Source organism: Acinetobacter sp. V91_7 (genome assembly GCF_031799075.1).
Classification (GTDB): Bacteria; Pseudomonadota; Gammaproteobacteria; order Pseudomonadales; family Moraxellaceae; genus Acinetobacter; species Acinetobacter calcoaceticus.
Genome location: NZ_JAVQNT010000036.1, coordinates 91,124 through 114,022, shown reverse-complemented (window position 1 = coordinate 114,022; position 22,899 = coordinate 91,124). Strand labels below are relative to the sequence as shown.

General features: G+C 38.8%; 17 protein-coding genes. 3 read left to right on the top strand and 14 right to left on the bottom strand.

Translation table 11 applies throughout. The features are described from left to right. Positions 1-197: 197 nt before the first annotated feature. Both RMB03_RS11620 and RMB03_RS11615 read right to left on the bottom strand, forming a co-directional pair. Positions 198-824, bottom strand: coding sequence for a superoxide dismutase (locus tag RMB03_RS11620; RefSeq protein ID WP_003650584.1), 627 nt, complete (start codon positions 822-824; stop codon positions 198-200). A 145-nt stretch (positions 825-969) separates the two neighbouring features. Continuing rightward, positions 970-1,728 (bottom strand): Nif3-like dinuclear metal center hexameric protein, encoded by a 759-nt coding sequence (locus tag RMB03_RS11615; RefSeq protein ID WP_270902833.1) that lies wholly within the window; start codon positions 1,726-1,728, stop codon positions 970-972. Positions 1,729-1,922: 194 nt separating this feature from the next. On the opposite strand from RMB03_RS11615, the gene RMB03_RS11610 reads away from it, so the two are divergent. Continuing rightward, positions 1,923-3,098 (top strand): trypsin-like peptidase domain-containing protein, encoded by a 1,176-nt coding sequence (locus tag RMB03_RS11610; RefSeq protein WP_311076262.1) that lies wholly within the window; start codon positions 1,923-1,925, stop codon positions 3,096-3,098. 42 nt (positions 3,099-3,140) lie between these two features. On the opposite strand, the gene RMB03_RS11605 is transcribed toward RMB03_RS11610, so the two are convergent. The 6 genes from RMB03_RS11605 to ahcY form a co-directional block, all read right to left on the bottom strand. Next, positions 3,141-4,379: a multifunctional CCA addition/repair protein gene (locus RMB03_RS11605; protein WP_045430015.1), complete on the bottom strand. Its 1,239-nt coding sequence runs from the start codon at positions 4,377-4,379 to the stop codon at positions 3,141-3,143. 91 nt (positions 4,380-4,470) lie between these two features. Next, on the bottom strand, positions 4,471-6,741 hold the full coding sequence (locus RMB03_RS11600) for an NADP-dependent malic enzyme (protein ID WP_003650593.1): 2,271 nt from the start codon (positions 6,739-6,741) through the stop codon (positions 4,471-4,473). Between the two features lie 237 nt (positions 6,742-6,978). Then, entirely contained in the window at positions 6,979-9,831 is a 2,853-nt protein-coding gene (locus tag RMB03_RS11595; RefSeq protein ID WP_311076258.1) for an EAL domain-containing protein, read from the bottom strand. 135 nt (positions 9,832-9,966) lie between these two features. Next, positions 9,967-10,689 carry a 16S rRNA (uracil(1498)-N(3))-methyltransferase gene (locus RMB03_RS11590; protein WP_311076256.1) on the bottom strand — a complete coding sequence of 241 codons (723 nt, stop codon included), beginning with the start codon at positions 10,687-10,689 and terminating at the stop codon, positions 9,967-9,969. Positions 10,690-10,707: 18 nt separating this feature from the next. After that, on the bottom strand, positions 10,708-11,544 hold the full coding sequence (metF, locus tag RMB03_RS11585; protein ID WP_004643512.1) for a methylenetetrahydrofolate reductase [NAD(P)H]: 837 nt from the start codon (positions 11,542-11,544) through the stop codon (positions 10,708-10,710). Between the two features lie 74 nt (positions 11,545-11,618). After that, positions 11,619-13,001, bottom strand: coding sequence for an adenosylhomocysteinase (gene ahcY / locus RMB03_RS11580; protein WP_045125749.1), 1,383 nt, complete (start codon positions 12,999-13,001; stop codon positions 11,619-11,621). Between the two features lie 223 nt (positions 13,002-13,224). Between ahcY and RMB03_RS11575 the strand changes: the two genes are divergently transcribed. Further along, entirely contained in the window at positions 13,225-13,761 is a 537-nt protein-coding gene (locus RMB03_RS11575; protein ID WP_311076253.1) for a cysteine peptidase family C39 domain-containing protein, read from the top strand. Positions 13,762-13,799: 38 nt separating this feature from the next. Here RMB03_RS11575 and RMB03_RS11570 read toward each other — a convergent pair whose 3' ends face one another. The 3 genes from RMB03_RS11570 to lipA form a co-directional block, all read right to left on the bottom strand. Next, positions 13,800-14,183, bottom strand: coding sequence for a carboxymuconolactone decarboxylase family protein (locus RMB03_RS11570; protein ID WP_311076251.1), 384 nt, complete (start codon positions 14,181-14,183; stop codon positions 13,800-13,802). Between the two features lie 106 nt (positions 14,184-14,289). Beyond that, on the bottom strand, positions 14,290-16,752 hold the full coding sequence (locus RMB03_RS11565; protein WP_311076249.1) for an acyl-CoA dehydrogenase: 2,463 nt from the start codon (positions 16,750-16,752) through the stop codon (positions 14,290-14,292). Between the two features lie 282 nt (positions 16,753-17,034). Further along, positions 17,035-18,048: a lipoyl synthase gene (gene lipA, locus RMB03_RS11560; protein WP_003650609.1), complete on the bottom strand. Its 1,014-nt coding sequence runs from the start codon at positions 18,046-18,048 to the stop codon at positions 17,035-17,037. Between the two features lie 196 nt (positions 18,049-18,244). Between lipA and sthA the strand changes: the two genes are divergently transcribed. Next, positions 18,245-19,657, top strand: a complete 1,413-nt coding sequence (gene sthA / locus RMB03_RS11555; protein WP_003650611.1) for a Si-specific NAD(P)(+) transhydrogenase — start codon at positions 18,245-18,247, stop codon at positions 19,655-19,657. A 119-nt stretch (positions 19,658-19,776) separates the two neighbouring features. Here sthA and RMB03_RS11550 read toward each other — a convergent pair whose 3' ends face one another. The 3 genes from RMB03_RS11550 to RMB03_RS11540 all read right to left on the bottom strand — a co-directional run bounded on the left by RMB03_RS11550 (position 19,777) and on the right by RMB03_RS11540 (position 22,633). Further along, a complete protein-coding gene (locus RMB03_RS11550; RefSeq protein WP_005039176.1) occupies positions 19,777-19,911 on the bottom strand; it encodes a hypothetical protein in 135 nt (44 codons plus the stop codon). Further along, a complete protein-coding gene (locus RMB03_RS11545) occupies positions 19,901-21,115 on the bottom strand; it encodes an MFS transporter (protein WP_151743295.1) in 1,215 nt (404 codons plus the stop codon). Before RMB03_RS11545 ends, RMB03_RS11550 begins: the two co-directional genes overlap by 11 nt. Before the next feature lie 171 nt (positions 21,116-21,286). Further along, positions 21,287-22,633, bottom strand: a complete 1,347-nt coding sequence (locus RMB03_RS11540) for an MFS transporter (protein WP_017391946.1) — start codon at positions 22,631-22,633, stop codon at positions 21,287-21,289. Between the last annotated feature and the right edge of the window lie 266 nt (positions 22,634-22,899).

Below are 22,899 nucleotides of genomic sequence, written 5' to 3'. Positions count from 1 at the left end.
GGGACCTGCGGATTAACAGTCCGTCGCTCTACCGACTGAGCTATTGGAGAATCTGATGCGCATTTTATGGATGAAATCTAAAAGCGTCAATAAGAATATTAAAGAAAATGAATCGTTTGCTTGATTAATATGCTTTTAAGGTACTAAAAATAAAAAAAACCACCCAAAAGAGGGTGGTTTTTTATAAAGAAATAAAATTATTTCTCTACACCAGCTGGTTGACCTGCAAGTTTTGCATTCGCATAGTCCCAGTTCACAAGGCTTTCTAAGAAAGTTGCGATGTATTTAGGACGTAGGTTACGGAAATCGATGTAGTAAGCATGTTCCCATACGTCAATTGTTAATACAGCAATTTGACCATGTGCAAGTGGAGTGTCTGCATTAGAAGTTTTAGTAATAGATAATTTACCGTTTACTTCATCAGCAACTAACCAAGCCCAGCCTGAACCGAATTGAGTTGTTGCAGCAGCAGCAAATTCTTCTGCAAATTTTTCGTAGCTACCAAACGCTTCTTCAATTTTAGCAGCGATTGCGCCAGTAGGCTTACCACCACCATTTGGCTTCATAGAATTCCAGTAGAATGTATGGTTCCAAACTTGAGCAGCGTTATTGAAAATACCAGCTTTAGATGCATCACCAGCAGTTGCTTTGATGATTTCTTCTAAAGTTTTACCTTCAAGGTCAGTCCCTTTGATTAAGTTGTTTAAGTTAACAACATAGGTATTGTGGTGTTTATCGTGATGGTATTCTAAAGTTTCTTTACTAATATGTGGCGCTAAATCATCATAGCCATATGGAAGTGCAGGTAAAGTAATGGTTGTCATGTTCCTATTCCTTGCATTTGCTGGGTTATACAATTAAGTGGCTCTATTGTAAATGATTCTGTTCACAATAGGGCATCGTTTTAAAGAACTATACACAATAAAGATCTAATTAATACGCATAACACAGATTGAAAAAAAGACTTAATTAAATCGGATTATTCAATTCAAAATATTCGGCTTCAATTGCAAACTGCTTTGAAATTGCTTGTGCTAAACGTTGAACTCCATAACGTTCGGTTGCATGATGACCACACGCAAAATAGTGAACTCCTAATTCTTTTGCTTCATAGAAAGTTCGTTCACTGACTTCGCCTGAAATATAAGCATCGCAATTTTGCAAAGCTGCTTTAGCAATAAAATCTTGAGCACCACCCGTACAAAAGCCTACTTTTTGAATGCTTTTCTTCTCGGCTGGTAAATGAATCACTTTAAAATCAAAGCTATCTTGTAATTTTGCGTTAAACTCTTCAACAGAAACAGCTTGCTCTAAATATCCAATATTTCCAATTGGATGTTTTTCGGCTAAATCGAGTGGTTCTAAATGGTGTAAGCCCAATTTTTCTGCAATGGCTACATTGTTACCCAAACTTGGATGTGCATCTAAAGGTAGGTGGTAAGCCACGAGTGAAATATTATTTTGAATTAATTTTTTAATTCGGTTACCGCGCATTCCTGTAATTGGGTACGGTTCGCCTTTCCAAAAATAACCATGATGTACGAGTAATAGATCGGCATTTTGAGCAATAGCTGCATCAATCGCATCTTCGGAAGCAGTAACGGCACAAACGATACGTTTTACTTCAGTTGAACCTTCAATTTGCAGGCCATTTGGTGCGTAATCTTTAAATTCTGCTGCTTTTAAGGTTTGGTCGCACCATTGAATAATTTCATGCAAATTCGCCATGATATTTCCTGAATTGAGTAGTAAATAATTGCTAAAGCTATAGAAACATATTTTGTTGTGTAACTAAAGCTAGACAAATCTTTTTTGAGTTTTTTATGTATATCGACATATTTAATTTAAAATGCTTAACTGAAAACTCTTTTTGTTCAATATATTAATTTAATTAAAAGCTTCTTTGCGTAGAGGATATGAACGTGCGCCGCACCTTTACATGGTTACCTTGGGTGTTACTTATTATTGTAATTGCCAGTTTTATTGCATGGCAAAAATACCATCAGCCGAAACCAACTGTTGCAGTTGATGGGGTGCAAATGCCTGCTGAAAAAGTTGAACCACTGGTTGATACTTCACGAGCGGGTGGGGTGGTGTCTTATAGTGCTGCAGTGAAAGTTGCAGCGCCGGCAGTTGTTAATATTTTTACGACCCAGAAAGTTAAACAAAATCATCCATTGTTAAGTGATCCAGTATTCCGCGAATTTTTTGGAAATCAGGTTCCTGAACAACAACAGCAAAATGAAAATAGTTTAGGTTCTGGGGTTATTGTTCGTGCTGATGGTTATATTCTTACCAATAATCATGTGATTGCTCAGGCTGACCAAATTGTAGTTGCATTGCGTGACGGACGTCGTGCAGAGGCAACTATTGTTGGAACAGATCCTGATACGGATTTAGCTGTAATTAAAATCGATTTAGATAAATTACCCGTGTTGCCATTTAAGCTTAGCGGTAATGAAGTGGGTGATGTTGTCTTAGCGATTGGTAATCCATTTGGCGTAGGGCAAACGGTAACTCAAGGTATTATTTCTGCCACTGAGCGTTCTGATTTAGGCATCAATACCTATGAAGATTTCATTCAAACAGATGCTGCAATTAACCCAGGTAACTCAGGCGGAGCTTTAATTGATGTCGCTGGTAACCTAATTGGGGTAAATACCGCAATTTTCTCGCAGTCAGGCGGCTCTTTAGGCATTGGTTTCGCAATTCCAGCTAAAATTTGCCAACAAGTATTAAACTCGATTTTGAAAGATGGTCGTGTAGTTCGTGGATGGTTAGGCATTAGTTTAGTACCGCCTACACAAGACGACGTATTGGCACCAAAACAGCAAATTGGTGTAGTTGTTGCTGATGTATTAAAAAGTGGTCCAGCGGCTTCAGCAGGTATAAAAGTTGGCGATAAGATTGTTCAGGTCAATAATGAACCAATCACTTCGGCATCTCATTTGATTAATTACGTTGCATTACAAGCGCCTAATAGCGAAATTAATGTAGTGGTTGAGCGAGCTGGGAAGCAAGAAAACTTTGTGGTAGCAGTTGGGGAAAGAAAAAACCAAAATACACAATCTCAATATATACCACTGCCTAAACAGTAAAAACAAAAAAGCCTCGTAATGAGGCTTTTTTATTGGCTTAAATTAAGAATGTGTGGGTGTTTGATGTTGATGTTTGAACTCAGTTAAAGCATCAATGCGACATTGAATTAACATTTCACCAATTTCAGCACCCTTAATATTCTCGGGTAAATCCTGAACTTTAATAGAGCGAACCACTTGCATTGCATCTAACATATACTGAGCTTGAGGATAAGGGCGGTCTTCTAAACCTAGTCTTCCTCTAGCATCACACTCACATGCCTGTACAAAAGCTTCCACTCGCTCAGGGCGACGTAATACATCTAAACGCTGTAATAAACGCCATACAGTTCCGGGTTTTAACGACATAATCTGATGGCATTTTAGATGTTCTTTACACACCGATAATGCCAACTGTCGAGTTTGAGTTGGAACCTTTAAACGTTCACATAATTCGGTAACGGGTTTCACGCCACGCTCTTCATGCATGATATGGCGAGGAAGTTCGTTAACAGGCGTTAATGCTTTACCTAAATCATGTACTAAAACAGCAAACCGAACATCAAGCGAGTAGTTTGACTTACACGCTTGCTGTAAAGACATTAGGGTATGTATGCCGCAGTCTACTTCTGGGTGATATTCTGGACGCTGTGGTACACCAAACAATGCGTCAATTTCAGGAAAAAGATGTTTTAAGGCACCGCAATCCCGTAGTGTCTGAAAATAAATATCTGCATGGTCTTCTAAAAGTGCGCGAGACGTCTCTTTCCACACACGTTCTGGTGTCAAGGCGTCGAGTTCACCTGATTCAGCCATTGTTTGCATCAATTGTAAGGTTTCAGATGCAATATGAAAGCCATATGAAGAATATCGAGCTGCAAAGCGTGCCACACGTAAAACACGTAAAGGATCTTCAGCAAAAGCTTCTGAAACATGTCGCAAGGTTTTATTTTCTAAATCAGTCTGACCACCATAGGGGTCATATATTTTGCCATCTTGATCCATTGCTATGGCATTGATGGTTAAATCACGGCGAATTAAATCTTCTTCTAAACTTACTGTGGTATCAGTAAAAAACTGGAAACCGTGATAGCCCTTACCGGACTTTCGCTCAGTACGTGCAAGTGCATATTCTTCTTTAGTTTTAGGATGAAGAAACACAGGAAAATCTTTGCCTACAGGTTGAAAACCTTGGGCGAGCATATGTTCAGGCGTTGCTCCGACCACAACATAATCTTTTTCTTGATAGGGATGCCCAAGTAGAGAATCTCGGACGGCACCGCCTACTAAATACACTTGCATGAAAAAACCTCTATTCTTCAAGCAATCATGCTACAGAATAGAGGTTTTCTCAAGTCATTAGACAGGCTTTTCGTAAAAAGCTCTTTCTAAATTACTTTTCTTGTTGTTGGATTTCCGCAACAGTTAAAGCAGTCATATTGATAAGACGACGAGTCGTTGCTGTCGGTGTCAAAATATGAACAGGTTTTGCTGCGCCAAGCAAAATTGGACCAATAGTAACGTTGTTACCAGAAGTCGCTTTCAACAAGTTAAATGAAATATTTGCTGCATCTAGGTTTGGCATAATGAGCAAGTTTGCAGAACCTTTAAAACGTGAACCAGGGAATGCAAATTGACGAATATTTTCGTCTAATGCTGCATCACCATGCATTTCACCTTCAACTTCAAGTTCAGGAGCTTGTTCAGATAAAATGCGATAAACTTCACGCATTTTTTGAGCACTTGAATCAGTTTGGTCGCTACCAAAGCTTGAATGAGAAAGCAGTGCTACACGTGGAGTAATACCAAAACGACGTACTTCTTCAGCCGCCAAAATAGTCATTTCAGCAAGTTGTTCAGCAGTCGGGTTAGTGTTTACATAGGTATCTGCGATAAACAAGTTGCGATCTTCAAGCATTAATGCATTTAATGTGAAGAAGTTATTCATGCCTTCTTTAAGACCGATAACATTGCGTACAAAGTCAAGGTGAATGTTATAGCTACTGTAAGTACCACATAACATACCGTCTGCTTTACCGAATTTAACCAGTAGAGATGCAATTAAAGTCGAACGACGGCGAGCTTCACGTTGAGCATATTCAACAGTGATACCTTTGCGTTGCATTGTTTGATAGTAATCTTTCCAAAACTCTTCATACATCGGGTTTTGTTCTTGATCTACAATCTCAATATTTACGCCATGTTGTAAACGGAGGCCTAATTTTTTGATATTTGCTTCAATTACAGCCGTACGACCTACTAAAATTGGTTTGGCTAAGTCTTCATCAACTGCAATTTGTACTGCACGTAATACGCGTTCGTCTTCACCTTCAGCATATGCAATGCGTTTAGGATCAGCTTTTGCTTGAGCAAAAATTGGTTTCATCAAGAATGCAGAGTTATATACAAACTCAGACAATTTTTGACGATACACAGCGAAATCTTCGATAGGACGAGTTGCTACGCCTGAGTCCATTGCAGCTTTAGCAACAGCTGGTGCAATTTCTAAAATTAAACGTTGATCAAGTGGACGTGGAATTAAATAGTCACGACCAAATGAAGCAGATTTTTCACCATAAGTTGCTGCATCAGCTTCTACATGAGCCATACGCGCAATTGCATGTACACATGCAATTTTCATGTCTTCATTAATCGTAGTTGCACCAACATCAAGCGCACCACGGAAAATGTATGGGAAACATAATGCGTTGTTTACTTGGTTTGGATAGTCAGAACGACCAGTTGCCATAATGACGTCAGAGCGTACTTCATGTGCATGTTCAGGTAGAATTTCTGGATCTGGGTTTGCCAAAGCAAAAATAATTGGGTTCTCTGCCATCTGTTTCACCATTTCTTTGGTGAGAATACCAGCAGCAGAAAGACCCAAGAACATATCAGCGCCAGTCATTACTTCATGAAGCTGAGATGCTGTAATATCTTGAACATAACGTTTTTTAGATTCGTCTAAGCCTTCGCGAGAAGTCGTTAATAGACCACGAGAATCGGCAACAATAATATTTTCTTTTTTAGCACCAAGAGCACAAAGCAAGTCTAAACATGAAAGTGCTGCTGCACCTGCACCTGAAGCTACGATTTTGATTTCATCAATTTTCTTATTTACAAGTTGCAATGCATTGAGCAAAGCTGAACCTACAATAATACTTGTACCATGTTGATCGTCATGGAATACAGGAATTTTCATGCGTTCACGAAGTTTCTTTTCAATATAGAAACATTCTGGCGCTTTAATGTCTTCGAGGTTGATACCACCGAAAGTTGGCTCAAGAGAGGCAACAATATCCACGATTTTATCTGGATCGTTTTCTGCAATTTCGATGTCAAATACGTCAACACCAGCAAACTTCTTGAAGAGAACGCCTTTACCTTCCATTACAGGTTTAGAAGCCAATGGGCCAATATTACCTAAACCAAGAACAGCAGTACCGTTAGTGACTACAGCAACCAAGTTTCCGCGCGCTGTATATTTAGCAGCAGTTGAAGGATCACGTTCAATCTCTAAACATGGCGCAGCAACTCCGGGTGAGTAGGCTAGAGCCAAATCTCGTTGGTTGACAAGTTGCTTACTTGGGGTGACGCTGATTTTCCCTGGGTTTGGATATTCATGGTAATTTAAAGCGGCCTGTTTTAAAGATTGATCGTCCATCTGAGTCTCTATTTGATACAAAAAAGCAAACTAGTCAAATCACTCATTCAGGGGAAGGCAACTCGGTTCTTTTACTATGCTTTAATTTTTATCAATTAAGAGAATAGTAGACGAATTGCCAATAGCCCTGTAGTGAGCTAAATGCTAAAGAATATAACACTACTTCTTTATTTCTCACAGTCAAAAACGCTCATTTTTGGAAAAAGCAGCATATGTAAAAATAGTCTGTGAGAACCATTAAGAAATAGGCGAATCTGTTTGTAGATAAGGAATAATCTGCTCAGCCGGGATAGGACGACTAAAGAAATAGCCTTGTAAAAAATCACATTGCTGTTTTTGTAGATAGGCAACTTGTTCCTCTGTTTCTACACCTTCGGCAACCAGTTTAAGACCCATACTTTTACCCATCGCAATCATGGCATTTACAATGGCTTCTTGTTTGTGATCACCAATTTTAGAAATAAAAGCACGGTCAATTTTTAATACATCAATTGGGTATTCAGTCAGATAGGCTAAAGAGGAATAGCCTGTACCAAAGTCATCAAGAGCAATTGAAATATCTCGTTGTTTTATTGCATGTAATAACGTTTTTACGTTATCGGTATTATCCAAGAGGGCTGACTCAGTAATCTCAAGTTCAAGATCTGAACCTTGTATATTATATTTCTGCAAAATTTCATCAATATCATTGAGTAATAAGCCTCGATGTATTTGCTGAGCAACAATATTTACAGAGACTTGAATGTTTGTGTAGCCTTGGCTTTTCCATTCTTGTAATTGTTTTCCAACTTTATCTAAAACGACTTTACCAATATCCGAAATCAGGCTACTACGCTCAGCAAAAGGTATAAACATATTTGGCATGACTAATCCTTTTTCGGGATGTTGCCAGCGAATTAATGCTTCAAAACCTATAATTGATTGATCTTGTAGATTGATTTTGGGTTGATAATAAACGACAAATTCATCATTTTGAATGGCTTTACGTAACTCTTGCTCTAAATCGGCAGATTTATACGAGTGAGTTGTTTGATTGCAATAGTAAGAAATGGTATTGCCTCCTAAGCGTTTTGCTTCTGAAAGTGCTTGTTCTGCATGATTGTTTAGATGATCAATTTGTCGTCCATGCTCAGGAAAGCATGCTACGCCAATAGATGCGGTAATGAAATATTCTTGATTATCAATATAAAAAGGGGCATTGAGTGCCTGCAAAATATTTTGGCAATATTGTTCAATATTTGGATGAATTGGGGAAATTTCATAAATAATTGCAAAATCGTCACTATTTAAATAGGCAACTAAAATTGCATTAATATTGATTAAGCGTAATCGTTGTGCAAACTGTTTAAGAAGTTCATCACCACTATCATTATTTAAAAATTCATTAAAAGCTCTGAAACGGTCAATGTTTACTCGTATTAATGCTAAGTTTTTAATGTTATATGATGGATTTACAAGGTATTGATGAAGTTGGTTGTAATAGTAAAGACGATTAGGCAAGTGAGTGAGGCTATCGTAATTTTTTAAATAGGATAGATGCTGTTCCTGACGTTTTTGCTCAGAGAGGTCCCTTGCAAATCCAATATAATTTGTAATTTGATTGAACTCATCTTTGACCACATTGATGTGTAACCACAAATATACGCTTTTGCCAGAACTAAACTTTTCGTCAAATTGGCCCATATATTCTCCAGTTTCGAGGAGCTGTTGGGTAATTGAGGTATGAAATTGTTGTTGTAGTTCTTTTTGATTAATTGTAATGCTAAATAATTCTTTATTTAGGAGTTCTGATTTAGAAAATCCGGTTAATTTTTCGTAGTAAGGGTTAATATCAATATAGTTCAAGTGTTCATCTAAAATAAATATGCCTTCTGCAGCTTGCTCAAGCACAATTGCCGATAGTCTTAAGTGTTCTTGATCTTTTTTCTCTTGATGTATATCTCGGGTCATACCAACCATGCGAAGCGCTTTTTGTGTTTTAGGATCTCTTGTAATGACACGGCCTACATCATGAATCCATCGCCAAGAACCATCACGACGTAAAATTCGAAAATTGACATTAAAATGATCTGTAATTCCTTCCAAATGTTGTTTCAAGCGCTCGTCAAAAAGCTTTTTATCACTTGGATGTATGCGGTCTAAAATGGTATTGAGATGAATAATGGTCGTCTGAGTTTGTTTTTGTTGATCGAAAAACGTAATTTCTAATTTTTGATTTTCAATATCCCAGTCCCATGGCCGAATGCCAGCCGTTTCATGTGCAAAAGCTAAATTGTAGTGATGGCTTTCGAGTTGCTCATTCATTTTTGTGAGATCGTAAGTTCGTTCACGTACCTTTTGCTCAAGTAAATGGTTATTAAATTGGAGCTGGGCTTCAATATCTTTAGATTTATTCACTTCTTGTTGAAGTTGCACACATAATTCTTCAGCCCACTGAGTGTGTTGATCTGAAATTTGAACAAGCTGTTTATTTTTTAATAATAGTTTAGAAATCTTTTGATAGTTACGTTGAGTTGCGTATGCGCAGAGTACTGTAGCCACGAAAGCTATATTATAGGCGAAATAAAAAGGTAGCTGAGCAATGGGTGTATGTGTAAATTGAGCGATTAATAGGGGTAATGTACTGGGAATGAATAAAAGATAAAAGTATCGAGGCTGTTGCGTTAAAAAAGTCAGGCCAATGATATGGGCAGAAGTGATAAACAAAGCAATTAAAATATGAGCATCTGGTAACGAAACTAACTCTTGAGGAAGATAGAAGTGAATAACTGTAACGGTTATCCCTAATAAAATTCCTGAAATAAAACAAATACTTTGTAATATAAGATCAGCTTTTTTAATAAAATTAATAGTACGATAGTGGGTTAAAATATTTGGAACAAATAATAGGCAGGTAAAAGATGCAATAGTGAGGCCGATAGTCCAGTTAAATACGGTTATTGAAGATGAAAAATAATAAGAAAAAATAGCATATGAGATCAGACATAACAGTATTAAGCTAATCAAATACCAGCGTATATATTGAATTGAAAGTTTTAGCTGCTCAATTTTTGTTTGATGCTGTAAATATTCTTCCTGAAGCCCGGACATAAGATTTTTCTATCCTATTTTTTTTACATATATACAGAAAGAATCTGATTTATCAGTGATAAAGAATTTGAAATTTTATTCATACAATAAAAGTAAATTAACTTTAAATAACGATTTAATCAATGTTCAATGAACTTAGGTTGATAAAAACCGATAATTTAAAATGGATAAGGCAACGACAGGTGCGGTTTCTGTACGTAAGACACGGTCACCAATACACCAATTCATAAAACCAGCTTGATTGGCTTGAGTAATTTCATTTTCACTTAAACCGCCTTCTGGGCCAATCAATAAGGCAAGTTCAGGTTGTATGCCTGCTAATACATCTTTTTGTTCTTTTTCTGGCGCTAAAACAAATTTTGAAGCGGGAAGCTGAGTAGAGCTAAACCATTCACTTAGAGAAATGGGTGCTAACACTTCTGGAACGATATTAAGACCACATTGTTCACAAGCAGCAATTGCAACAGCTTGCCAGTGATCTAATTTTTTTTGATCTCGGTCGTATTTTAAGCGCATTTCACAGCGCTCACTAGTAAGCAACTGAATTTGACTTACTCCAAGTTCAGTGGCTTTCTGAATGGCATAGTCCATTCGGTCACCTTTACTCATGACTTGACCAAGGACAGCTTTAAATGGGGCACTACGGTTAGTAGGGTTAAAACTCTCAATCGTGACAAAAGCATTTTTTTTATTAATTTCGGTCAGTGTCGTGAGATATTCGCCACCTTGACCATTAAAGAGAGTGGCTTGTTCTTGTAATTGTGCACGTAAAACACGCACCCAATGATGAAATACTGTTTCTGTCAATTGAATTGTTGAGCCAACAGCAAGTTCAGTTTCGATAAAAAAACGATTCATTGGGTACGCCTTACAAAATTAATTTAAACCAAGATCAACGACGAGTTGACGAGTTGGTTCGACTTGATTCATTGAATAGAAATGTAAGCTTGGTGCACCACCTGCAATGAGGCGTTCACATAGCTTCACAACAACTTCATGACCAAAAGCTTTAATACTCTCACTGTCATCGCCATAGGCTTGTAATTGCTTACGGATCCAGCGAGGAATTTCTGCACCAGTACCATCAGCAAAGCGAATTAAGTTGCTGGCATTGGTAATAGGCATGATGCCAGGAGCTACCGGAATATTAACTCCAGCTTTTTCTAAGCGCTCAATAAAATAAAAGTATGAGTCTGGATTAAAGAAGAATTGAGTAATTCCTGCATTAGCACCAGCTTGTACTTTTTCGATAAAACGTTGGATATCTGAATCAAGGTTCTCAGCTTGAGGGTGCATTTCTGGATAAGCTGCAACTTCAATATGAAAATGATCACCTGAATGCTGACGAATGAAACGTACTAAATCTTGAGCATAAGGAAGTTCGCCAAGTCCGACCTGACCAGACGGTAAATCACCCCGTAAAGCGACAATACGGTTAATGCCTTGAGCTTTATATAAATCTAGTAACTCAGCAATACGAGCTTTATCATCACCAATACAAGAAAGGTGAGGAGCAACTGGTGTACCTTTACCATTGAAATCGTCAATAGCCGCAAGAGTACGTTCGCGAGTAGAACCACCAGCGCCATAAGTAATCGAGAAGAAATCTGGATTTAATGGTTGTAATTCTTGATGAACAATACGAAGTTTTTCAGCACCTGCATCAGTTTTCGGTGGGAAAAATTCAAAAGAAATGGGTATACGTTTAGTCATGTCAAATCCTTGTAAACAGCGAAACAATATTTTTAGAAAAAAGGGCAGTCGGTTCACCGTCTGCCCTTAAGTTCTTAGTATTTGTAAGCGTCAGACTTGAATGGTCCCTCAACAGCAACACCTAAATAGCCAGCTTGCTCTTGAGTTAATTGAGTAAGTACACCACCAAAACCTGCAACCATTGCCGCAGCAACTTCTTCATCGAGTTTCTTAGGAAGAACTTCTACACGAATTTTTGCAGCTTTTTCGTTTGCAGGAAGGTCAGCAAATTTCTCTTGGAATAAGTGAATTTGACCTAAAACTTGGTTAGCAAAAGAACCGTCCATCACACGTGATGGGTGACCAGTTGCATTACCAAGATTTACAAGGCGACCTTCAGAAAGAAGAATGAGGTAGTTATTTTCATCTTCAGAACGATAAACTTGGTGAACTTGTGGCTTAACTTCAACCCACTTGTAACCACGTAAATAAGCAGTATCAATTTCTGTGTCGAAGTGACCGATGTTACATACAACTGCACCAGCTTTTAAGCTATCTAACATTGCAGCATCACATACGTGGTAGTTACCAGTAGTAGTTACAACAAGGTCAGTGTTGCCAAGTAAGTCTTGGTTAATATCTTCTTTTTTGCCTGTTTGTACGCCGTTTTTGTATGGAGATACAACTTCATAGCCGTCCATACATGCTTGCATTGCACAAATTGGGTCAACTTCAGTTACACGAACAATCATGCCTTCTTGACGTAAAGATTGAGCAGAACCTTTACCAACGTCACCATAACCGATCACAAGCGCACGGCGACCAGACAAAAGCATGTCAGTTGCACGTTTGATTGCATCATTTAATGAGTGACGGCAACCATATTTGTTGTCGTTTTTAGACTTAGTAACAGAGTCATTTACGTTGATAGCAGGTACTTTCAAAGAACCATCTTTCCACATTTCGATAAGACGTTGAACACCTGTTGTGGTTTCTTCAGTAATACCGTGAATACGTTCTAATAGTGCAGGGTATTTGTCGTGAACAAGAGCAGTTAAGTCACCACCATCATCCAAGATCATGTTGGCATCCCAAGGTTGACCATTAACATTAACTTGTTGTTCTAAACACCATACATATTCTTCTTCAGTTTCACCTTTCCAAGCAAAAACAGGAATACCACGAGCAGCAATTGCAGCAGCAGCATGGTCTTGAGTCGAGAAAATGTTACATGAAGTCCAACGAACTTCAGCACCTAATTCAATAAGCGTTTCAATAAGAACCGCTGTTTGAATGGTCATGTGGATACAACCAAGAATTTTTGCGCCAGCAAGTGGTTTAGAGGCTGCATAACGTTTACGTAAACCAATTAGAGCTGGCATTTCTGCTTCAGCAAGTTTGATTTCTTTACGACCGTAGTCAGCAAGTGAGATGTCAGCAACTTTATAATCTGTAAATGAAGCATTAACCGCGTTCATCAGGATCTCCTAGGGAAAAAATAGTATGGATCGTTCTGTTCGCGGATGCCGTTGTTGGTTAAAAACGAGCGTTTAACCGATTGTCGAGCCTGGCAAATTGATCTTTAGTGCTGATCACTTGTCGCAGCATCCCTCGACTAGCGAAACATTGTACTTGGAAAAGCTTTTAGTGCCAATCCAGTTTTGTTTATTATCTGCTTAATTACGACTTTAGATTTAAATTATGGCCTTAAATATTCCCGAATCTTTGGCAAACCTCGAAGCGAATAGCGGTGTTTTTGCGGTTTGGATGGTACTTCGGCATCATGGGGTTCAAATTGATATTCCCGAACTGATTCAAATTTGTCGATATGATGAAGACGGCACCTATACAATTGCCTTGGCTGTTGCTTTAAAAAAATTTGGGTTTGATGTGTCATTTTATTCGGATAAAGATCCAAATATTAGCCCAAGCGAACGTATGAGTTATAAAGAAGCAAATGTATTGAAAATACCAACGGGCCCAGCGTTAAGCTATCAGGATATTCAAGCTACAATTCAAAATGGAAAAATGGTGATTGTGTATTACGACACTTTAGAAGGTATCGGAAATCAGTCACTCATTTATTCTATAGATCAAAATGAAATCTGTTTTTTTGATAGTTTTGAACCGATGTCAGCGGCAGTCTTTGAAAAGCAACGTCAAGTGGAAGGGATTTGTCGTCAGGCTATCGTGATTGATGATCGTAATTTTCAAATGCATTCAATCAAATTGAATTAGATAAAAAAGAGCCAGTAGAGTGCTGGCTCATATTAAAGTTATTTTTGTTGGTGTTCTTGAATCACTTCTAAAGCCGCTCGAAAGGCTTCTTGAGTAGCAGGGGCACCACAATATGGCAGGCTATGCAATAACGTTTCTTGAATTTCTTCAACTGTACAACCATTGTTGAGAGCACCACGAACATGGCCTTTGAGTTCCGTTGGTGACTTAAGTGCAGTTAACATTGCCAAAGTAATTAATGAACGATATTTGCGCGGCAGCACACCTTCACGCTGCCAAGTAGATCCCCATGCATGTTCATTAATCCAGTCTTGCAATGGCTGAGTAAATGGTACCGTATTCTCTTGCGCACGTTTTACAAAAGCTTCTCCCATCACTTCTGTGCGAACTTTTAATCCATTTTCGTAATCTTGCTTAGACATTAATTTCTCCTAAAAATAAAAGCGTCGATTGACGCTTTTATGGCTGTTTATTAATTAATGCGAATCAAAAATGATTGCAATAGTGAATTAGTGGAGGCATCAGTCACTAAATTTGATGAGGGTTAGATAAAGGAAGATCTTTATTTAAATGTTCATCAAAAACATCTGTAAGCATGCTGTCGAATCGAATTACGTTGTATTGCAATAATTGTTGAGCTTCGCTTTCAGAAATAAAACCTTCTTTTGTAGCGTGTTCGATATTCTCTTCGAAAGTAAGTCCTTTAAATTTACCTTTAGATGCAGCTTTTTTAAACTTATCCCAAAGTGGTTCAAGAGTTCGTAAAATTTGGAATGTATGTTCTAAACGACCAGTCACATCATCGGCTTTGGTTGAATAAAATACGTGATGTTTTAGTTGTTCTCTAAAAGGATGCTCTTGCATCATAAGTTCAGCAACTTGCTTTTTTAACTCATCATCGGGTTTTGAAATCACACGACCAAAAGGGAAACAGATCCATTTCACAAATGCTGCGGGAAGTTTAGCTGGGAAGTTTTCAAATAAGCCCCAAAATGCTTCCTGAATATTCAAGAAAGCTTTTTGCAGAGCTAATTTAGCGTGAAGTTGTTCAGCTTCAGTTTTTTGACCAGCTTCATAAAACTTTAAAATTGCAGTAGAAATAAAGAGGTGGGCATGAATATCGGCCAAGCGGCCTGATAACATTTCTTTGCGTTTCAAGTCTCCTGCAAGTAACCCAAGCGCCATATCTGCAACTAAAGCAAAGTTGGCACTAAAACGGTTAATCGTTTTATAGTAACTGGCAGTAAATTGATCTACTGACTGCGGAGCATCGCTTGAGCCACCTGTCCAACCATAAGCAAATGATTTTGCTCCGCGGTTAAAGGTATAGGCTAAATGTTTAAATAAAAGATCATCGAATTTTTTGACTGAAGTGCTTTTATCTTCAGACTGAAGTAGTTGCAACTCTTCAAAAAGGTAAGGGTGACAACGCATTGAACCTTGACCAAAAATCATCAATGAACGGGTTAAAATATTTGCGCCTTCCACTGTAATTGCGATTGGAATTGCTTGATAGGTGAGTGCAAGGAAGTTACGTGGTCCAAGTTGAATTGCACGTCCTCCGGCAATATCCATTCCGTGATTAACCACTTTGCGCATCGTTTCAGTTGCATAATATTTTGCCATCGCAGTCATCACGGCGGGTGTTCCACCTTGATTTAATCCACAAGTGACTAAATAACGGAATGCCTCAAGCATATAGGCATCACTTGCAATTTCACTGGTTGCCTCTTGTACACCTTCAAATTTACCAACAGAGATATTAAATTGCTGGCGAATTTTCGCAAAAGCCCCTACGGTGAGATAGCTCATTTCACCTGCGGCTGTTGCTAAAGCTGGAAGTGAAATACCACGGCCAACACCTAAACATTCCATGAGCATGCGCCAGCCTTTACCAGCATTTTCTTGCCCACCAATAATCCAGTCAATTGGAATAAAAACATCTTCTCCTTCTACGGTTCCATTCATAAATGGAGAACCTGGGAAATGGCGTGCACCTATTTTTACCCCAGCATGACTTGCAGGAATGAGTGCACAGGTAATACCGTATTCTGTTTTATTTTTATCGCCGAGTAGACCCTCAGGGTCATACAGTTTAAATGCAAGACCTACGACTGTGGCAATTGGAGCAAGCGTAATCCAGCGTTTAGAGAAATTCATGCGTAGACCAAGAACTTGAGTACCTTCATATTCGCCGTAACAAACAACCCCTGAATCTGGAATGGCACCTGCATCTGAACCCGCTTCTGGACTGGTTAAACCAAAGCACGGAATTTCTTCACCTTTGGCAAGACCGGGTAGATATTGTTGTTTTTGAGCATCGGTACCGTAATGCATAAGCAGCTCACCCGGTCCCAACGAGTTTGGAACCATACAACTCACCGCGGTGGTGAGTGAGCGTGAAGCAATTTTGCTCATAATACGACTTTGTGCGAATGAACTAAATTCTTTACCGCCAAAAGACTTTGGAATAATGAGTCCTAAAAAACCTTTATCTTTAATAAATTGCCAAACTTCAGGAGGAAGGTCTTTTAAGTGATGATGAATTTCCCATTCATTGAGCATGCTACAAAGTAGTTCAACTTCATTGTCTATAAAACTTTGCTCTTCTTCTGATAAAGTTGGGTAGGGATACTTTTCAAATTGAGACCAATCAGGTGCTCCCATAAATAATTCTTTTTCCCACCAACTGGTACCAGCCTCTAAAGCCTCTTGTTCGGTGGTACTAATGCTCGGCATTGAATTCGCTAAAGTCTTATAGGCTGGCTTGGTAATTAGGTTAAATCGTAATGGTTCAACTAAAATAATGATGCTGAGTGCAATAATTGGAATACCTAAAAGCAGAGACCATGGTGTTAGCAAGAATGCCGAAAGTATGGCAATAATAATGGCCACACCGCTACCAAGAACTTTATTTAAGTTAAAAAAGAAAATTGCCCATACTGCAATAAGCTGAATAATAATACTTAATATAAAGAGTAGGAAAATCATACTTGCTCCTTACTAGCTAAGCCCTCAAGTGGATGAAGTTACAAAAGCGAGGAGATATTTAAGGCTTAACTAGCTATTTTGTTGCTGTTTAAATTTGAGTTTTTATGTCGCAAATATTGATGTATATGCTAGAGCAGGGATATATCGTACTTTTAGGTATAAGATATTTTTGAGTGAAAGTGTAAGGGGTTATTTTATTGATTTGTCAAGAAATGTTATTGATTTTCTTATACAAATAAAAAGCCCTCTAATACAGAGGGCCTTTTATAGATATTTAATTTATTAAGCTTCGACGACCTGAACAGCAATTTTCTTAGCAGGATCTACTTTACGACGAACTTCTGGTACTGGTTCACCATGGTATTGACGATCAGCAAAGTAACTTGAACGAACCATTGGTGCAGACCAGATATTTCTAAAGCCAAGTTTACGACCATGCTCTGCATAACGTTCAAACTCTTCTGGCGTTACAAAGCGGTCAATTGGCGCATGTTGTTTAGATGGCTGTAAATATTGACCAATCGTCACATAGTCAACATCGTGAGCACGTAAGTCATCAAGCAATGCAATCACTTCTTCTTCAGTTTCACCAATACCGACCATCAAACCACATTTTGTTGGGATATCTGGGCAGTATTCTTTAAACATTTTTAATAAGGTTAAAGAGTGTTGATAGTCTGAACCTGGGCGCATTGCTTTATATAGACGAGGCACAGTCTCAATGTTGTGGTTAAATACGTCTGGCGGACATTCAGTCATAATGCGTAAAGCAATATCCATACGTCCACGGAAGTCAGGTACTAAAATCTCAAGCAATGTCGTCGGGCTAAGCGCGCGAGCTTCTTTAATACAGTCCACAAAGTGTTGTGCACCGCCGTCAAGTAAGTCATCACGGTCAACTGAAGTAATTACTGCATACTTGAGTTTCAGGTTAGAAATGGTTTCAGCCATGTGACGAGGTTCGTCAGCATCGAGTGCATTTGGACGACCATGTGCTACATCACAGAAAGGACAACGGCGTGTACAAATATCGCCCATAATCATGAATGTTGCCGTACCGCCGCCAAAACATTCTGGTAGGTTAGGACAAGCAGCTTCTTCACAAACGGTATGGAGTTTTTGAGCACGTAAAGTCGTTTTAATACGCTGAACTTCTTCTGGTGCCGTCATCTTGACACGAATCCAGTCAGGTTTACGCGGCACTTCAACCGTAGGTACAACTTTTACAGGAATTCTTGCGACTTTTTCTGCGCCACGAAGTTTTACACCCTGTTCAGGTTTACGGTGTTCTGACATATCTAACTTTTCCACTCGTTTATAGAGACATTGACATTGTATTATAGCGAAGTTCTTCAGTTAATAGCGGAAAATAACTATTCATATAATAAATGTGGCTATTCAGAAATATAGGGTTGAGAAATACATAAATTCACCGCATATTAGTCATAATCTATTATAAAATATGGTCATTCAAGAGAGGAAGGAGCTTTCAATGCCACGTAAAAAAGAGGTCGTTAGTGGGAATTTCGTTAAATACGATGCGGTAGTTCTCGGTTCTGGACCTGCGGGTGAAGGCGCGGCAATGAAGCTTGCAAAAGCTGGTAAGCGTGTTGCAATTGTAGATGTGCGTGATCAACTTGGTGGTAACTGTGCACACGTAGGAACCATTCCAAGTAAAGCATTACGTCAAACAGTTTCTAGTATTATCCGCTATCAGCGTGATCCAATGTTTCAAAAAGTAGGTGAATGGAAACAGTTCACCATGAAACAGGTTTTGCGTAATGCACATAAAGTGATTCAACAACAGGTTGATACACATACACGTTTTTATGATCGTAACAAGATCGGTGTATTCCACGGGCGTGCATATATTCAAGATAAAAATACAGTCTTAGTTTTTAGCCATGAAGGCATTAAAGAAACAATTATTTGTAAACAAGTTGTGATTGCGACAGGTAGTCGTCCTTATCATCCGCAAGGTCTCGACTTTGATCATCCTCGCGTATTTGATTCGGACAAAATTCTTGATCTTGATTACTCAATTCAAAAAATCATTATTTACGGCGCAGGTGTTATTGGCTGTGAATATGCCTCAATCTTTATTGGTTTAGACCATAAAGTTGATTTGATTAACACTCAGCAAAAACTATTAAGTTATTTAGATGATGAAATTGCTGATGCTTTGTCTTATCACTTGCGTGAACAAGGTGTCTTAATTCGTCACAATGAACAAATGGATCATCTTGAAACGTTTGATGACCATGTGGTTCTACATTTACAAAGTGGTAAAAAGATTAAAGCCGATGCCATTCTTTGGTGTAATGGCCGTTCAGGAAACACAGAAGGTTTAGGCCTTGAGAATGTTGGGTTAGTACCAAATAGCCGTGGTCAACTTTCAGTAAATGATCAGTACCAAACTGAAGTTGAAAATATCTATGCTGCTGGTGACGTGATTGGTTGGCCTTCATTAGCTTCGGCTGCTTATGACCAAGGGCGCTGTGCTGGCGCAAACATGAGTGGTGAAGATGCTAAACCAGTACGTGATATTCCTACAGGTATTTATACCATTCCGGAAATCTCATCAATTGGTAAAAATGAACAGGAATTAACGGAAGAGAAAATTCCGTATGAAGTAGGTCAAGCATCTTTCCGTCATTTAGCTCGTGCACAAATTACGGGTGATACGGTGGGTGAGTTAAAGATTCTTTTCCATCGTGACACTATGGAAATTTTAGGTATTCACTGTTTCGGTAATAACGCTGCTGAAATTATCCACATCGGGCAAGCAGTTATGCACAGCCCAAATAATACCTTGAAATATTTTGTTGAAACGACATTTAACTATCCAACAATGGCTGAAGCATATCGTGTAGCTGCGCTCAATGGTATGAATCGCTTGTTTTGATTTTAAATAAGTTTTTAATAAAAAAGCCCGCAAATCTGCGGGCTTTTTTATTTGCATTAGATCATACGATTTTTATATTTTTATGACAGTTCTGAAAAGTGAGTTACGTGCTTTATATTTTAGTGGGCACAAAACGCTTGGTTAAAATATTCAAATAAATCCGGTGTTTGTTTCCATAAAATTATAGAAAGCACCAAAAGCGCAGCTATGATAAAAGTCATAATTGTTTTCAAAAGTAAGGCATTATGCGTCATGAATAACTGCCTCCTCATTAACAAAGAAGTGTACGATTACCCCTAGTATACTTAAGGCTATAGAACATAGCCAAATCGCATTGTAATTACCTGTTAAGTCATGGTTAACGCCGCCAAGCCATCCACCAAAGAAAGAACCGACTTGATGGGTGAAAAACACAATACCACTCAGCATCGATAGATATTTTACCCCAAACATATTTGCCACAATGCCATTTGTGAGCGGAACTGTAGAGAGCCATAAAAGGCCCATAATGACGCCAAAAGCATATACCGTATAAGTGCTTAAAGGTAATAGTAAAAAGGCAATGATCGCGATGCCACGGCTGCCGTAAAGTGCCATTAATAGTTTAGGCTTTGAGAAACGATCTCCTAACCAACCAGCACCGTAAGTTCCCACTACGTTAAATAGGCCCACCAATGCCAGAAATACAGTGCCAGTAGCCGCGTCAAATCCATGGTCGATTAAATAGCCAGGCAAGTGAACGCCTAAGAAGACAACTTGGAATCCACAAACTAAAAAGCCTAAAGCTAACCACCAGAAGGGCTTATGTTTTCTGGCAATGTTAAGCACTTGTTTAAATGTGAGTTGAGGTTGAGCAATTGCTTTTGGTGTTTGATTGCTTGACCCTTTTAACATAAGCGCTAGCGGAATAATAAAAGCAATTAATAGCGCACTCACCATTAAGGCTGCTGACCATCCCACCGTTTTAAGTAAGAGCAGGGTAGATGGCAACATAATGAACTGACCGAAAGATCCAGCAGCACTCGCAATACCCATTGCCATGCTTCTTTTTTCTGGTGGAGCAGCTCGACCTACTGCACTGAGTAAAACCGTAAATGAGGTTGCTGATAAAGCTAAGCCAATAATTAACCCCAGACTTAAATTTAAGATTAATACGCTTGAACTAAAAGCCATTAAGAGTAAGCCGAGGGCATAGAGCATGCCACCGACTGCGACAACAATTCGACTGCCATATTTGTCTGCGATTGCGCCGGTAAAAGGTTGAACGACTCCCCAGATCAGGTTTTGCATAGCAATAGCAAGGCTAAAAACATGTTGCCCCCAACCAAACTCATGACTCATCGGTACTAGATAGAGTCCGAAACCATGTCTGACTCCTAGAGAAAGAGCTAGAATAATTGCACTGCCAATCAACATATAGATGAGGGGCTGAGAAAATTGATTGCCAGTTTTAGTCATGATTAATGGAAAATTATAATAATGTGGTGATTTATTGTAGAAGATATATCGAGTAATATCGATATATTTAGAGAGAATATTTAAGGCGGGCTAAAGAGTTAGTAAGGTTGTATTGCTTTGTGAAAAAAAGAGAAGAAGCAGAGCCTATTTGATCTCTGCTTCTTATAAAAATTAAGCTGCGGAATTACGTTCAAGTAATGCTTGTTCAAAAAGAACTTGTTCTTTTTCTTTATGTTCGGTGGTGAAGCGAATTAAAATTACGCTACAGCCTGCGACCATAACTAAACCACCTAAAATAAACAGGCAAGTTTGAACATCAAGCAATCCTTTGAGTAAGAAACCAGCTGCGACAGCACCAACGTTACCACCTGCACCAATAATTCCTGCAACGCCGCCTAATGCATTACGATCAATAAATGGTACGAGTGCATAAGTTGCACCACAAGCCATATGAGTAAACAGTGCAAAAATGGTCATAGAAATGATTGCAAGAGCAACCACATTCATTTGTGAGAAGAGTATTAAGAATAAACCTTCACCTAAGATCATGAGTACGAGTACTTTTGTACGACCATCTAATCCTTTTTTGAGTGCAACTTTATCGGAAATGATCCCGCCAAGTGCACGAGCAAATAATGCCAGTAAACCAAATATCCCAGCAGTTAAACCAGCGGTTTTCAGATCCATTTTGAACTGATCGACATAGTACATTGCTGCAACGTTATGAATAAAAATTTCAATACCGAAGCATGCGCCGTAAGCTACAAATAAAATCCAGACACGGTAGTTGCGAGCAGCTTGCATTAAAATTGCTGTACCACCTTTTTTACCACTACCAACATCCATGCCTTGCGCGCGAACTTCTTTAAAGTTCCCTTGAGGGCAATCTTGAGTTAATTTCCAGTAAAGGATGCCGACAATAACCATCATTATGCCGGGTACAATTAATGCCACACGCCATCCCATGGCTTGCTCAACACCAAACATCACAATGGCACCGAGCAATAAAGGCATTAATGCTTGAGTTGCACCCCCACCAGCATTTCCCCAACCAGCCGCCGCTGCATTTGCTGTGCCTACAACGTTAGGAGCAAACATAACGCTTGTATGGTATTGCGTAATTACGAAGCTTGCGCCAATTGCGCCAATGAGTAAGCGAAAGAACAGAAAAGATTCATAACTATTGGCAGCAGCTACACCAAATACTGGAATACTGCCAACTAATAGGAGGGTGGTGTATGTAATACGTGGACCATATTTGTCGCAGAGTGGCCCGACAATAAGCCGAACTAAAATCGTAATGGCAACAGCAGCAATATTAATATTGGCAATTTGATCTTTTGTTAAGCCAAACTCACCTTTAATAACGGGCATTAATGGTGCACACGCAAACCATGCGAAGAAACATACAAAGAAAGCGAGCCATGTCATGTGGAAGGCACGCATTGCTGGAGTTGAAAAACTGAATAATTTAATCTCAGTTGCTTTTTTTGCATCTAGATTTACATTTGAAGACATACGCCGTCCCCCTGAACTGAACGAAATTTAATTTGCATGGCAATAAGTTGCCTATCTGCAGACCGATCAGAGCGGACATCGTTGGCCGTCTTGGTTTATTCATTGAATCATCATTGATTCATCATGCAGTGAATAAAGCAAAGGGCGTGCCAAAAAATGAATTTTACTAAAAAGAAAAAATTACTTTCTAATTTTATTAAGTTAGTTTGTGAAGATAAAAATAATCAAAAAGATTCCGAAAATGAGGAGGCCGTAATAAGAATATA